We start from the raw sequence: 13,907 nt of genomic DNA on the forward strand, positions 1-13,907 counted from the left end.
GGATAATTTCTCGATTCAGCAGTCCTTTCGAATTTGGTCTGTAACCAAATTCTCACACGGAATTGCAGTTCTTTTTTCTGTAACGGATTCTAGTGCTTGGATAAACGGATACAGACCAACCGGTCCAACTCCCTTGCGCCTGACATTCCCAATTACTGAACGAACTCATCTGGGATAATTCCTGGCGCGAAGCGCAATGGGGAACGATGTTTTTATACTATTCATCATTATTTCAATGGAAGAATCAGCAGGAATCCTCCCGGATGAGGAAGTTGCGGATTTGGGGGATGTCAGGCGAGAAGATGGATGGGATGGTTGCCGTTCGTTGGACAAGCGTTAGAATACGTTACAGGAAAAGAAGCAGATATTTTGTGCGAAGATTTGGCTTCAAGCCAAATCTGAGAAGGCTGCTGAGCCTCGAAATCATCAAGATTTCGGGGTGAATCAGCCTGGTCACAAAATATCTGCTTCTTTTCCTGTTATGGATTCTTAGCGAAGGACTCCGCAATGGCAACCATCCCATCCATCCTCTCGCCGTACACACCCAATTACCTACTAACTAATCTAAATTCCCATTCTCTCATGCAACGAATAATAAACTTTATCGAAAGTTTCTTGCATTCCATCTCCTTTCGTGCAGGATACGATTTCATGTCGTGCTCCTTGCTTGTCAGTTAGAAACAATACTTTCCCGATATTTCCCTGAAGTCCGACTTCTATCTTCTGCATATCCGCCAACTGATACACACAGATATCACTCTTCTCCACAAGAACATAATCTTTTAAGATTATTAAACGATATTCTGGAATCTGCAGTGTCGAAGGATCTGCCAGTTGATGAAAGAATTCCTCTTTATCGGTAACCCCATCCAATTTAGATTTCAATGCTTTCTGTGATTTTATATTCATCACTGCCAGAAAAATTCCGGCTAATGCCAGGACAATCGCTAACTTAACATTGGAAAACATGCATATCAATGCTACCGCCAGCAGGCTGATCCATACAATCATACCTGTCTTAAGTCTCTTTGCCCTCTCCTGGATAAAATCATAATATTTCTGCTGACCTGCCGTCTGGATATTCATCATTTTGGTCACTCTCTCTATTCTCCCGCCTTATATTCTATTTTCTATTAGCGTACTTTCTCTGGAAATCCAACTTTTTTCTGAACTTTTCTCAATGTTTTATTTGCATAATACTGTGCTTTCTCAGCATTATTTTTAATAATACCATCAATATAAGCCTTGTCCTTTTCCAGACGTGCAACTTCATCCTGCAATGGCTTTAATACAGAAATCACAGCTTCTCCTACAGCGACCTTAAACTCACCATAACCCTTGCCATCAAATTCTTTTACAACTTCCTCCGGTCTCTTGCCTGTACATGCACTGTAAATATCAATCAGATTCTTTACACCTGGCTGTTCATCACGATATAAAATCTGTGCTTCAGAGTCCGTTACAGCACGCTTACATTTACGCATAATAGTGTCAGGATCATCCATCAGGTAAATACTTGCGTTTGGATTCTCATCAGACTTGGACATCTTCTTTGATGGATCCTGAAGGCTCATAATCTTAGCTCCTACTTTGCCGATATAAGCTTCTGGAATCGTAAAGACATCACCATAGATATTATTAAAACGCTCTGCAATATCTCTGGTCAGTTCCAGATGCTGCATCTGATCAATTCCTACCGGAACCACATCAGCCTGATACAGCAGGATATCCGCTGCCATCAATACCGGATATGTGAACAGACCTGCATTGATATTATCTGCATGCTTTGCAGCCTTATCCTTAAACTGCGTCATACGGTTAAGTTCTCCCATGTAAGTAAAACAATTCAGGATCCATGCCAGCTCTGCATGACCTGAAACATGGGACTGATAATAGATACAATTCTTCTCCGGATCCAGGCCTGCTGCAATATATAAAGTCAACAATGCTCTTGCTCTCTTTCTGAGCGTTGCCGGATCTTGTCTGACAGTAATAGAATGCATATCCACCACACTGTAGAAGCATTCATATTCATTGCTTAAATTTACCCAATTCTTCAAAGCTCCCAGATAATTTCCCAATGTAAGGTTCCCGGTTGCCTGCATTCCGCTAAATAATACTTTTTTATCGTTAATCATTTTTCTTCCTCCACTCTCATCTTTCTTCCCATGGTTCTACTTCATCATCATAATAGACCACATTTTCTGACAAAATCTCAGGGACACCGTCTGTTACCTGCACTTCTGTTACTGCACAGTTCCTATGTACGCCAATGCCCCAATACTCTGACAGAGGTTTACCCTTTATATAATTTAACATTCCCGCCAGTGCCGCACCGTGGGTTGAAATTAACACGTTGCTCTTCTGATATTGTTCTTTCTGGAAAAGTTCTTGTAAGAATTCCCCTGTACGCTTCTTTACTTCTGCGAAATTCTCTCCGCCCGGTGCCGGTACATAATTCTCCGGTTCATCAAAAAACCTGTGGAATTCTTCTGGAAGATTCCATCCACTCTTGGAACAGCACTTACCTTCATACTCTCCAAATGCCATCTCTATAATCCGGTCATCTTCTATAATTGGAATATCTCTTCCTTCCAGAATGATAGTTGCTGTCTCTTTCGCCCTGGATAATGGGCTGGAATAACACACGTCAAAAGGAATCTCTGCAAGACCTGTTGCTGTCTTTCTTGCTAACATCCGGCCAAATTCATCCAACGGAATATCGACCCGGCCTTGAATCCTTTTTTGCTTATTCCACTCCGTCTCTCCATGCCTTACAAAATATATCTTCATCATTAGCCTCCTTAACGTACCTTGTAAGTATAGCACATCTCCTTATGTTTTTCATAGCAAATTCACATAGAAAGTGTTATAATAGCTTAGAAAATAAAAAGGAGCCATGAATGTTATGGAAAAAATCACAAGTTTTACAATAGACCATATCCGCCTGATACCAGGACTCTATGTTTCTCGTATTGATCAGGTGGAAGGTCATCCCGTAACCACATTTGATATCCGTATGACCAGTCCGAACGATGAACCGGTTATGAATACCGCCGAAGTTCACACGATCGAGCATCTCGGTGCCACATTCCTGCGGAATCATAAAACATTTGCAAATAAGACTATTTACTTTGGACCAATGGGCTGCCGTACCGGATTTTATCTGCTTCTTTCCGGCAATTATGAATCCAAAGATATTGTTCCTCTGATGACCGAGATGTTTACCTTTATTGCAGAATTTGAGGGAGAAGTTCCCGGTGCCTGCGCCAAAGACTGTGGCAATTATCTGGACATGAATCTACCGATGGCAAAGTATCTGGCAAGCAGATATCTGAATCAAGTACTTCTGAATATCACTGACGAACAGTTACATTATCCAGAATAGACCAATATTCATAATATAAGAGTTCCAGCCGGAACTCTTTTTTCATCTCATAATCAGCTTTTTCCCAAACCAGACTCCGATCACACATCCTACTACACTCAAGAAGATATAGACAACTGCAATCCCTTTCTGATTTCGTTCCAGCAAAGTCAATGCCTCCAGTGAAAAAGTAGAAAATGTTGTAAATCCACCACATACTCCCGTCTTAAAAAAGAGCACCATATTCGGGCTGATTGTATCTTTACTGAAAGCAAGCCCTACGACCAGGCCAATGAGGATTGCACCTGCCAGATTCGTAATCAGTGTCAGCAGCGGGAATTCTCCTTTCCATGGCACAAGACTGATCACATAGCGCAAGATTGCCCCGACTGCTCCGCCACATCCCACCAAGAATAATTTATCCATATACTTTTTCCTCCTTCATAATATCCCCGCTCTTATATGGATGATTGTCACTCTATTGGTTCATGCAGGTAATCTGACACATTTCCATTGCTTTTAATGCATTCTTATGGCTTTCCGGTGTTACTCCAGCACAACATGAGGCATCAACAATCACTGGGACTTCCGGCAGAAATGCCTTTATCAACATAGCATTTGAAATAACACAGATATCTGTACAAAGTCCCACTAAGGTAACCGATTCAACTCCTGTCTCTCCTCTTTCTTTCAGTTCTGTATCTTGTGATTTCAATAACTGTCCAAGTACTGTAGAACCAAAAGTCGGCTTATCAATAGGCACTTCCTCACGCAAAGCTTCAATCTCGGCATTCAATTCCCATCCTTTGCTTCCTCTGATACAGTGCTCTACCGGAAGATTCTTTCCCTCCTGTGTTTCCAGATAATCCTTCTCATGTGTATCTCTGGTATAAAGAACTCTTCCCTTAAAATCCCGAATTTTTTCCACAACTTGCGGGACAATTGCTTCTGCTTCCTTTGTTCCCAATGCTCCGTTAATAAAATCATTCTGCATATCTACGACAACTAAAATATCCATGCTGTAGTCTCCTTCCGTAATTCACTCTTGTTTTCATTATATACAAGATTTTTCAGAAATCAAACTTTACTTGTATTTTACAGAATTCGTGATTGAATTTTTCACAGCCATGCCATAATATAATTGATAGAAAGAATACGAAATGAGGTTATCATATGCCATCTACTTATACACATTACAGATTTGGAAGAGATGTCCTGGTCACTTTGCCGGTTCAACTGCAACAACAGATTGAGTCTTATCGTCAGTTATATGATATCGGTCTGCACGGTCCCGACATTCTTTTTTATTATCATCCAGTACGTACCAATCCGATCAATCAGATTGGGTACCAGATGCACGACGAACCTGCCGCACAATTTTTTACACAAAATGCTACTGCGTGGAAATATGCCTTAAATCAAGACGCACTTGAATCCTATCTTTATGGATTTATCTGTCATTTTATTCTGGACAGTATCTGCCACCCCTATATCGAAAAAATGATTTACATAAGTAAAATCAGCCACTCTGAGATTGAAACAGAATTAGACAGGTTTCTGATGGAAAAAGACGGTCATGATTCCAAAACCCACGTCCCAATTCAACATATTGATCCTAGAAAAAGCAATGCAAAAATCATTGCCCCATGCTTTTCCACTTTGACTGTAGACAATATTCAAACTGCTTTAAGAGGAATGATTCAAACTCATTATTTGCTGCATGCCCCTCATTACCCGAAACGCGCCTTGCTTCTGAATGCCATGAAACTTATCGGTCATTATGATTCTATGCATGGTCTGATAATGAATCCTTTTCCCAATGCCTCTTGCCACAACTATTGTCTTTTATTAAACCGCTTGTATCATGACGCTATACAGTCTGCAGCTGACGCTATTTTACAATATCAGAGAGTTTTAAAGGATAATGCTTCGCTTCCTTCTTATTTTCAACATACTTTTGGTGCCGGAGATAACTGGAAACAAAAAATCATATCCTTGTAGAAACCATTAAACAGAAAGGAAACATATATGAAATTTAAACTTACCGCTTTAGAAAAACAATGGATACTTTACGATGTCGGCAATTCCGCTTTCGTTCTTCTTGTCTCTACCATCTTGCCGATCTACTTTAACTATCTTGGAGACAAGGCAGGCTTATCTTCTGTAGATTATCTGGCTTACTGGGGTTATGCCGTCTCTGTTTCTACACTAATTGTCGCTTTTCTAGGACCAGTGTTAGGTAGTATTGCCGATGTCCAGAATTATAAGAAGCGTCTTTTTGCCGGCTCTATGATTCTTGGCGTGATCAGCTGTGTCCTTCTGGGAATTGCCCCATCCTGGCTCTGGTTTCTTTGCATTTTTGTCGTTGCTAAAACAGCTTATTCTGTCAGTTTGATCTTCTATGATGCTATGCTTACGGATGTTACGACCGATGAACGTATGGATACCGTATCTTCAAACGGGTATGCCTGGGGTTATATTGGAAGTTGTATTCCTTTTATCTTATCACTTCTTGTTGTATTAAATTACGATAAGCTAAATCTTGCTATGTCACATGCAATGTTCATAGCATTTCTTATAACGGGAGCATGATGGCTGATATCTTCTCTGCCGCTTCTGCAAAATTACAAACAAACATATTATATTTCTATGCAAGAACATATAGTACACAATAGTTTTTCACGTCTGGGCAGGACATTTAGCGAAATTACAAGGGATAAGAAAATTCTTTTTTTCTCCTGGCATTCTTCTTTTACATTGATGGAGTTTATACCATTATTGATATGGCAACCGCTTACGGCCAGTCACTTGGACTGGACAGTACTGGATTATTACTGGCGCTTTTGCTGACTCAGATCGTGGCATTTCCTTGTGCGCTGATCTTTGGATCTTTATCTAAGAAAGCCTCATCTGTAACCTTAATAAAAATCTGCATTTTAGCTTACACAGGTATTGCCTTATATGCCATCAAATTAGATACACAGCTTGATTTTTGGATTCTGGCTGTATTGGTAGGAATGTTCCAGGGCGCTATACAGGCACTTTCTCGTTCTTACTTTGCTCAGATTATTCCAGCTGAAAAATCTGGTGAATATTTTGGAATTATGGACATCTGCGGAAAAGGAGCCTCTTTCTTTGGCACTTTCCTGGTATCATTTATCAGTCAGTTAAGTGGAAGTACCAATGCTGGTGTCGGCTCCCTTTCAGTTATGTTCCTTCTTGGCTTTTTCTTCTTTGGTCAGGCTTCTAAATATCAGACCAACAGAAAATAAATATTCTATATCGGACAATTATTCCATATTTCCAGGGAATTTGGGGATTCCATCGAATCCGATCTGAAGATCTCCATCCGTTGGAATATAATCACTCATTTCTCCGTTATGGAATTTTTCATAGGCAACCATATCAAAATATCCGGTACCAGTCAGGCCAAACATTATTGTTTTTTCTTCACCTGTCTCTTTGCACTTCAACGCCTCATCAATAGCAACTTTAATAGCATGGCTGCTTTCTGGTGCCGGAAGAATACCTTCTACTCTTGCAAATTGTTCAGCTGCCTTAAACACGGATGTCTGTTCCACGGATCTAGCCTCCATATATCCATCTGCATACAATTGTGACAAGATAGAACTCATACCATGATATCGCAATCCACCAGCATGGTTTGGAGATGGAATAAATCCACTGCCTAATGTGTACATTTTCGCCAGTGGGCAGACCATTCCGGTATCGCAGAAATCATATGCGTACACACCTCTGGTAAGACTTGGACAAGATGCAGGTTCAACTGCAATAAACTGATAATCCTTTTCTCCTCTTAATTTTTCTCCCATAAATGGAGATATCAATCCTCCAAGATTGGAGCCTCCTCCGGCGCATCCAATGATAATATCTGGTTCGATTCCATATTTATCCAAAGCCGTCTTTGTTTCCACTCCTATGACAGACTGATGCAGTAATACCTGATTCAGCACACTTCCCAATACATATCTGTATCCTTCGCTTCCCACTGCAACTTCAACTGCTTCCGAAATGGCACAGCCAAGACTTCCTGTTGTTCCCGGATGCTCTGCCAGAATCTTTTTACCAACCTCTGTCTCCATAGATGGAGATGGTGTTACACTTGCACCATACGTACGCATAACTTCACGGCGGAAAGGCTTCTGTTCATAAGAACATTTTACCATGAATACTTTACAGTCCAGATTCAGGTAAGCACATGCCATAGAAAGAGCGGTCCCCCACTGTCCTGCTCCGGTCTCCGTTGTAACACCCTTAAGCCCTTGTTTCTTGGCATAATATGCCTGCGCGATTGCTGAATTCAGCTTATGGCTTCCGCTTGTATTATTTCCTTCAAACTTATAATAGATCTTTGCCGGTGTCTGTAACTGCTTTTCCAGGCAATATGCTCTGACCAACGGTGACGGACGATACATTTTATAAAAATCCTGTATCTCCTGTGGAATATCAATATAACGGTTATCATTATCCAATTCCTGCTTTACCAGTTCCTCGCAAAATACGCCAGATAGTTCTTCTGCCGTCATTGGCTGTAACGTTCCCGGATTCAAAAGTGGTGCCGGTTTATTCTTCATGTCTGCACGTACATTATACCATTGCTTCGGCATCTCACTCTCTTCAAGATAGATTTTGTAAGGGATTTTGTTTTCTTGCATTTTTCTGTTCTCCTTTCATTCATAAGTGTCTGGGAACAGGGCAGCTTAAATTCTAATAAAATAAAAAATACCCTTATCCCATACAATTGTTATTGCAGGGACAAGAGTAGTATAAATCAACTCCTGCGGTGCCACCCGGCTTGATATGCACTTCATGCATACCCTCTCATGCGTACCATCATACGCGTACTTTGTTAACGGAGTAATCTCTCCGGCTTGCCTACTCTGCTATGATCATCCATTTCAGCTCGCCCTCGGAAGCCCATTCCCGATAGCTTTAACCTGCCGCAATCCCACCACCTGCGGCTCTCTGTATGGCAAATATCTGTCAGTACTTACTCTTCCTCATCAGTTTAGTAAAACTTTACCACGATAACTTGCGAATGTCAATAGAGGAGAGGTGAATTTTTTTAATTCCTTTCCTCTATTAGAAAAAGCTGGATACCTGACGTACCCAGCCTTTCTGTAAATCTTTTCCTAAATTATGCTAATTTGCTCTTTGCAAGCTCAGCAAGTGTAGCAAATCCAGCCGCATCATTAACAGCCATCTCTGCCAGCATCTTTCTGTTCATATCAACATTAGCCAGTTTTAAACCATGCATAAACTTGCTGTATGATAATCCATTCATTCTTGCAGCTGCATTGATACGTGCAATCCATAACTGACGCATCTGACGTTTGCGCTGTTTTCTTCCTGCATAAGAAGATGTAAGAGCTCTCATAACAGACTGTTTTGCAACTCTGTACTGTTTAGAACGTGCTCCTCTGTATCCTTTTGCTAACTTTAATGTTCTATTATGTTTCTTTTTAGCGTTCATTCCGCCTTTGATTCTTGCCATGTCTTATTTCCTCCTTCAATACTTTCCCAATATCTTACAGATATGGTAATACTTTCTTCATGTTCTTTACATTTGTTGCATCAGTAATGATTGGTTTTCTAAGATTTCTTTTTCTTTTTGTAGATTTCTTAGTTAAGATATGGCTCTTGTAAGCTTTATTTCTTTTTAATTTTCCTGTACCTGTTTTTTTGAAGCGCTTTGCAGCTGCTCTATTTGTTTTGATCTTTGGCATAATAAATTTCCTCCTTAAAATTTATAAATATATTTTTAACGTTTTTCAGTTAAAACCATGCTCATACTTCTGCCTTCCAATTTAGCAGGTTTTTCAACAACTGCAACATCTGCAAGTAATTCTGCGAAATCATCCAGAATATGTTTGCTCTGCTGCATATGTGCCATCTCACGTCCTCTGAAACGCAGAGTAACCTTTACTTTATTTCCTTTTGAGATGAATTTCTTTGCATTATTGACCTTTGTATTAAGATCGTTGGTCTCAATATTTGGTGAAAGACGCACTTCCTTCACTTCAACGGTTTTCTGTTTCTTCTTTGCCTCTTTTTCCTTTCTTGCAAGCTCATATCTGTATTTTCCATAGTCAATAATCTTGCAAACTGGCGGCTGAGCCTTCGGAGCAATCTTTACAAGATCCAGTTCTGCCTCCTGAGCAATCTTCATTGCTTCTCTCGGGGACATTATACCCAACTGTTCTCCGTCTTCTCCAATAACTCTTATTTCTTTGTCTCTGATCTGCCCGTTAATCATTAAATCGCTAATTGTCGCGCACCCCCATCATAAAATAAATAAAAATAAGTGAATAGTTTTTCGACTATCCACTTTACATATCTGCACAAAATGATCTATAATAACAAGAACTTCTATACTCAATATCAAACCAATAGTCACCCAATTGTGCTATGGTGAGAGTGGATACTCTACTTTCTTTTTTGCCTCACGCATTATCTAATTTATCATATATATTTTTATGTGTCAATATCTATTTTCACAATTTTTTTTGCATATTTAAAGATTTTTCGTTCATATTTCTTAATTATTCTTGAAAAAATTATGCTTTCATGCCATAATAGGGCATGTTCTATATTTTGGAATGTCAGTTTTATATTTTTGAGGAGGTTTTTTTATATGAATAGCAGGAGTAACTTTTCCAGTAAACTGGGATTTGTTCTGGCCGCTGCTGGCTCTGCAGTAGGTCTGGGAAACATCTGGCGATTCCCTTACCTTGCTGCCAAATATGGTGGAGGAACATTCCTATTAATTTATCTGATTCTAGCAATCACTTTCGGATTTACCCTTATGATTGCCGAGATCGCATTGGGACGCAAAACAAGATTAAGCGCTATTGGAGCATTCAAATCCCTGGATAAGCGTTTTGGATTTCTAGGAATTTTAGCATCTCTCGTTCCAATCATTATATTCCCATACTATTCTGTAATCGGAGGATGGGTCATCAAATACTTTGCAGTATTTATAAGTGGCGGTGTTCAGGCATCCGCAGGAGATACTTACTTTACTGACTTCATCAGCGGTTCTGTTGAACCAATCGGATGGTTCTTCTTATTCATGGCATTCACTGCTGTGATCGTTTTATGCGGTGTAGAAAAGGGAATTGAAAAAGTTAGTAAGATTATGATGCCGATTCTGGTCATTCTTACTATCATCATCGCAGTATATGGTCTTACATTAGATGGTGCTATGGAAGGTCTTATCTACTACATAAAGCCACATATGTCCGATGTATCCGCCAAAACAATTCTGGCTGCTATGGGACAGCTCTTCTATTCTATGTCTCTGGCAATGGGTATCATGATCACATATGGTTCTTATATGAAAAAAGAAAATAATCTGGAGAGCTCTGTTCGTCAAATAGAAATCTTTGATACTGGAATCGCTTTCCTGGCAGGCCTGATGATCATCCCTGCTGTATTTGCTTTCTCCGGCGGCGACCGTTCTATGTTAAATGCCGGTCCTGGACTTATGTTCATGACGCTTCCAAAGGTATTCGCAAGCATGAGATTCGGCGGTGTTATCGGAACAATCTTCTTTGTTCTCGTATTTTTCGCAGCCCTTACTTCTGCAATCTCTCTGATGGAGACTATCGTATCCGTTTTCATGGATAAATTTGGATGGAAACGTAGATTTACCGGTATTTTCGTTGCAGTATTAGCATGTATTATGGGAATTCCTTCTTCTCTTGGTTTCGGACCATTAAGCTTCATCAGTTGGATGGGAATGTCAGTACTGGATATCATGGACTTTATCAGCAACAGTGTATTAATGCCAATTGTTGCATTCTTTACTTGCATTTTTGTTGGTTTCACCATCAAGCCAAAAACAATTTCCGATGAAGTAAAGGCAACCGATGGAACTTTCAAGGCAGAAAAAATGTTCAATGTCATTATTAAATGGGTTGCTCCAGTCTTCCTCGTACTGATTCTAATAAGTTCCGTAGCAAGCGCACTCGGATTGTTCACAATTTAAATGGGAATTTAGATTAGTTAGTAGGTAATTGGGTGTGTACGGCGAGAGGATGGATGGGATGGTTGACATTGCGGAGTCCTTCGCTAAGAATCCATAACAGGAAAAGAAGCAGATATTTTGTGACCAGGCTGATTCACCCCGAAATCTTGATGATTTCGAGGCTCAGCAGCCTTCTCAGATTTGGCTTGAAGCCAAATCTTCGCACAAAATATCTGCTTCTTTTCCTGTAACGTATTCTAACGCTTGTCCAACGAACGGCAACCATCCCATCCATCTTCTCGCCTGACATCCCCCAAATCCGCAACTTCCTCATCCGGGAGAATTCCTGCGTGTCATGCAGAGCGAACGATCATAGTAAAGATATTGTCAAAAAACTGGCAGAATAACTAACTGAATCTTCCATTGAAATAATGATGAATAGTATAAAAACATCGCTCCCCATTGCGCTTCACGCTAGGAATTCCCCCAGATGAGTTCATTCCGTGATTGAGAATGTCAGGCGCAAGGGAGTTGGACCGGTTGGTCTGTATCCGTTTATCCAAGCACTAGAATCCGTTACAGAAAAAAGAACTGCAATTCCGTGTGAGAATTTGGTTACAGACCAAATTCGAAAGGACTGCTGAATCGAGAAATTATCCAAATTTCTCGGTGAATCAGTCCGGTCACGAAATTGCAGTTCTTTTTTCTGTTATGGATTCTCAGCGAAGGATACCAGATACAGACCAACCGATCCAACTCCCTTGCGCCGTGCACTCCTCAATCACAAAATTTACTCATCTAAATTCCCATCTAAAGCAACAACTCTTTTGCAACCCCTTCCAACGCACTCTTATAAGTAATTTCTTCTACCGTTTCCATCGCCAGAATATCTCTTTCTCCAATTTGATCTCCGTTCAAATAATATTGAATTTCTCCCAATTTATCACCTTTTTTCACAGGTGCTTTTATCTTCGAGTCAATGACTATCTTCCTTTCTATGGAATTTAAGTCAGAACCAGTCGTATCTATATAGGAAAAGGCGCCTTTCTGTTCTATTTTTACCTCTTTTTTCACACCTCGTTGTACAGATACAGGGGCTAATTTTTCCATATGCTCCTCTTTATATTTATTACATTTTCCAAATCCATAATTGAAAAGTGTAATTGCATCCTTTACGCGCGTTTTACTATCATCTGCCGCCATGATCACCGCAATCAAATCAATCTCATTCTTCTGCGCAGTTGCAGATACACAGAATTTTGCCTGACTAGTCGAACCGGTTTTTAAACCTGTCGCATATTCATATTGTCGAATTAGTTTATTGGTATTAGTCAATCCAAACTCAGAAGTACCTTTCTTTGTTGTGTGTGTGATATTTTCCATCCAGATTTTGCAATAATCGTATATTTGAGGATATGTAGTAATCAACTCTTTTGACATTAACGCAATGTCTCGCGCAGTCGTCAGATGTCCTTCTGCGTCTAGTCCATTACAATTTACAAAATGTGTATTTTTCATTTCCAGTTTTTCTGCCCTCTTATTCATTTGCTCTACAAATGCCTCTTCACTGCCACAGATATACTCCGCCATTGTTACGCAGGCATCATTAGCACTTGCAACAGATATACATTTTATCAATGTATCAACCGTTTGCACTTCGCCAGGCTCCAGGAACACCTGTGAACCTCCCATAGATGCCGCATATTCTGAAGTTGTCACTTCATCTTCTAAACTAATCTTTCCTTCCTCTAGTGCATCAAAGATCAAGAGTAAAGTCATCACCTTTGTAACGCTGGCTGGTGGTCTCTGTGTATCAGCATCCTTTTCATAAATGACCTGTCCTGTCGAAGCCTCCATCAAGATTGCCGAGGGTGCACTAACTATAATTGATTCCTCCTTCGGACTTTCTGTTGTTTCCTGCGTATTTGTTGTTTCTTGCACATCCGTGTACAAAATTGGCCCTCTTATCTCCATAGCATATACAGGATGTACACATAATGCGACGCTTAGGATTACTGCCAGAACAAATTTCATACAACAACTCCTTCTGGATATTCGTCTATTACTACCATTCTAATAACAGCCTAAACAAATTATTCCAAATACATGCATACGATTTTACTATTGTTTTCTTCTTATAAAACTCCTATAATAGATTTCGAAAAAAGTTTATAGGAGGAACATTATGAAATTTATATATCCCGCAGTATTCCATAAGACAGAAGATGGAAAATACAAAGGGTACTTTCCAGATTTAGAATGTTGCTACGGAGAAGGTGAAACCTTGGATGATGCCATTGACAGTGCAAATGAAGCCGCCCGCGATTGGATTACATTAGAATTATCCGAAGAAGAACCTTTAATGCCCTATGTCTCAGATATTAGCGATATCGAACTTAAAGAAGGCGATATTGTAAGAAATATATCCGTAAACATCCGTTTTTATGAAGGCTGGGACGAATAGAACATTTTCTGTCATTCACTAAAATTCGAAAAAAGAAGAGCAGGTGGCAATATCGCCATCCTGCCCATATAGACTCCACATTTTGT

15 protein-coding genes and 1 pseudogene are annotated in these 13,907 nt (G+C 40.0%); 6 read left to right on the plus strand and 10 right to left on the minus strand.

Going from position 1 to position 13,907, the window contains the following annotated elements:
* Window positions 1-196: 196 nt before the first annotated feature.
* Window positions 197-340 (plus strand): hypothetical protein, encoded by a 144-nt coding sequence (locus ABE613_RS10905; protein WP_347376378.1) that lies wholly within the window; start codon window positions 197-199, stop codon window positions 338-340.
* A 224-nt stretch (window positions 341-564) separates the two neighbouring features.
* Here ABE613_RS10905 and ABE613_RS10910 read toward each other — a convergent pair whose 3' ends face one another.
* From ABE613_RS10910 to ABE613_RS10920, 3 genes are read right to left on the minus strand one after another with little or no spacing between them, the layout of a single operon-like run.
* A complete protein-coding gene (locus tag ABE613_RS10910) occupies window positions 565-1,089 on the minus strand; it encodes a hypothetical protein (protein ID WP_347376429.1) in 525 nt (174 codons plus the stop codon).
* Between the two features lie 44 nt (window positions 1,090-1,133).
* The gene (gene trpS, locus ABE613_RS10915; RefSeq protein WP_235234124.1) at window positions 1,134-2,138 is read right to left on the minus strand and encodes a tryptophan--tRNA ligase; all 1,005 of its coding nucleotides are present in this window, start codon (window positions 2,136-2,138) and stop codon (window positions 1,134-1,136) included.
* A 16-nt stretch (window positions 2,139-2,154) separates the two neighbouring features.
* Window positions 2,155-2,796: a histidine phosphatase family protein gene (locus tag ABE613_RS10920; protein ID WP_347376379.1), complete on the minus strand. Its 642-nt coding sequence runs from the start codon at window positions 2,794-2,796 to the stop codon at window positions 2,155-2,157.
* Window positions 2,797-2,908: 112 nt separating this feature from the next.
* On the opposite strand from ABE613_RS10920, the gene ABE613_RS10925 reads away from it, so the two are divergent.
* Window positions 2,909-3,388, plus strand: coding sequence for an S-ribosylhomocysteine lyase (locus ABE613_RS10925; protein ID WP_235234126.1), 480 nt, complete (start codon window positions 2,909-2,911; stop codon window positions 3,386-3,388).
* Window positions 3,389-3,430: 42 nt separating this feature from the next.
* On the opposite strand, the gene crcB is transcribed toward ABE613_RS10925, so the two are convergent.
* Window positions 3,431-3,793: a fluoride efflux transporter CrcB gene (gene crcB / locus ABE613_RS10930; protein WP_347376380.1), complete on the minus strand. Its 363-nt coding sequence runs from the start codon at window positions 3,791-3,793 to the stop codon at window positions 3,431-3,433.
* A gap of 52 nt (window positions 3,794-3,845) precedes the next feature.
* A complete protein-coding gene (locus ABE613_RS10935; RefSeq protein ID WP_235234129.1) occupies window positions 3,846-4,385 on the minus strand; it encodes a cysteine hydrolase family protein in 540 nt (179 codons plus the stop codon).
* Window positions 4,386-4,540: 155 nt separating this feature from the next.
* On the opposite strand from ABE613_RS10935, the gene ABE613_RS10940 reads away from it, so the two are divergent.
* Entirely contained in the window at window positions 4,541-5,368 is an 828-nt protein-coding gene (locus ABE613_RS10940) for a zinc dependent phospholipase C family protein (RefSeq protein ID WP_347376381.1), read from the plus strand.
* Window positions 5,369-5,395: 27 nt separating this feature from the next.
* Window positions 5,396-6,639 (plus strand): annotated as a pseudogene (locus ABE613_RS10945) (MFS transporter).
* 18 nt (window positions 6,640-6,657) lie between these two features.
* Here ABE613_RS10945 and ABE613_RS10950 read toward each other — a convergent pair.
* The 4 genes from ABE613_RS10950 to infC all read right to left on the minus strand — a co-directional run bounded on the left by ABE613_RS10950 (window position 6,658) and on the right by infC (window position 9,644).
* On the minus strand, window positions 6,658-8,043 hold the full coding sequence (locus ABE613_RS10950) for a TrpB-like pyridoxal phosphate-dependent enzyme (RefSeq protein WP_347376382.1): 1,386 nt from the start codon (window positions 8,041-8,043) through the stop codon (window positions 6,658-6,660).
* Between the two features lie 482 nt (window positions 8,044-8,525).
* A complete protein-coding gene (rplT, locus tag ABE613_RS10955) occupies window positions 8,526-8,882 on the minus strand; it encodes a 50S ribosomal protein L20 (RefSeq protein WP_235234134.1) in 357 nt (118 codons plus the stop codon).
* A 34-nt stretch (window positions 8,883-8,916) separates the two neighbouring features.
* Window positions 8,917-9,114 (minus strand): 50S ribosomal protein L35, encoded by a 198-nt coding sequence (gene rpmI / locus ABE613_RS10960; RefSeq protein WP_004606643.1) that lies wholly within the window; start codon window positions 9,112-9,114, stop codon window positions 8,917-8,919.
* A 35-nt stretch (window positions 9,115-9,149) separates the two neighbouring features.
* Window positions 9,150-9,644, minus strand: coding sequence for a translation initiation factor IF-3 (infC, locus tag ABE613_RS10965; protein WP_235234136.1), 495 nt, complete (start codon window positions 9,642-9,644; stop codon window positions 9,150-9,152).
* 378 nt (window positions 9,645-10,022) lie between these two features.
* Here infC and ABE613_RS10970 point away from each other — a divergent pair, with 378 nt between their 5' ends.
* Complete coding sequence (locus ABE613_RS10970) at window positions 10,023-11,378, plus strand: sodium-dependent transporter (RefSeq protein WP_347376383.1); 1,356 nt, start codon at window positions 10,023-10,025, stop codon at window positions 11,376-11,378.
* Between the two features lie 789 nt (window positions 11,379-12,167).
* Here ABE613_RS10970 and ABE613_RS10975 read toward each other — a convergent pair.
* Window positions 12,168-13,391 carry a D-alanyl-D-alanine carboxypeptidase family protein gene (locus ABE613_RS10975; RefSeq protein WP_347376384.1) on the minus strand — a complete coding sequence of 408 codons (1,224 nt, stop codon included), beginning with the start codon at window positions 13,389-13,391 and terminating at the stop codon, window positions 12,168-12,170.
* 151 nt (window positions 13,392-13,542) lie between these two features.
* Here ABE613_RS10975 and ABE613_RS10980 point away from each other — a divergent pair, with 151 nt between their 5' ends.
* The gene (locus ABE613_RS10980) at window positions 13,543-13,821 is read left to right on the plus strand and encodes a type II toxin-antitoxin system HicB family antitoxin (protein ID WP_347376385.1); all 279 of its coding nucleotides are present in this window, start codon (window positions 13,543-13,545) and stop codon (window positions 13,819-13,821) included.
* Window positions 13,822-13,907: the final 86 nt, after the last annotated feature.

It is taken from the genome of Dorea chungnamensis, from assembly GCF_039832125.1.
Lineage (GTDB): Bacteria > Bacillota > Clostridia > Lachnospirales > Lachnospiraceae > JAFBIX01.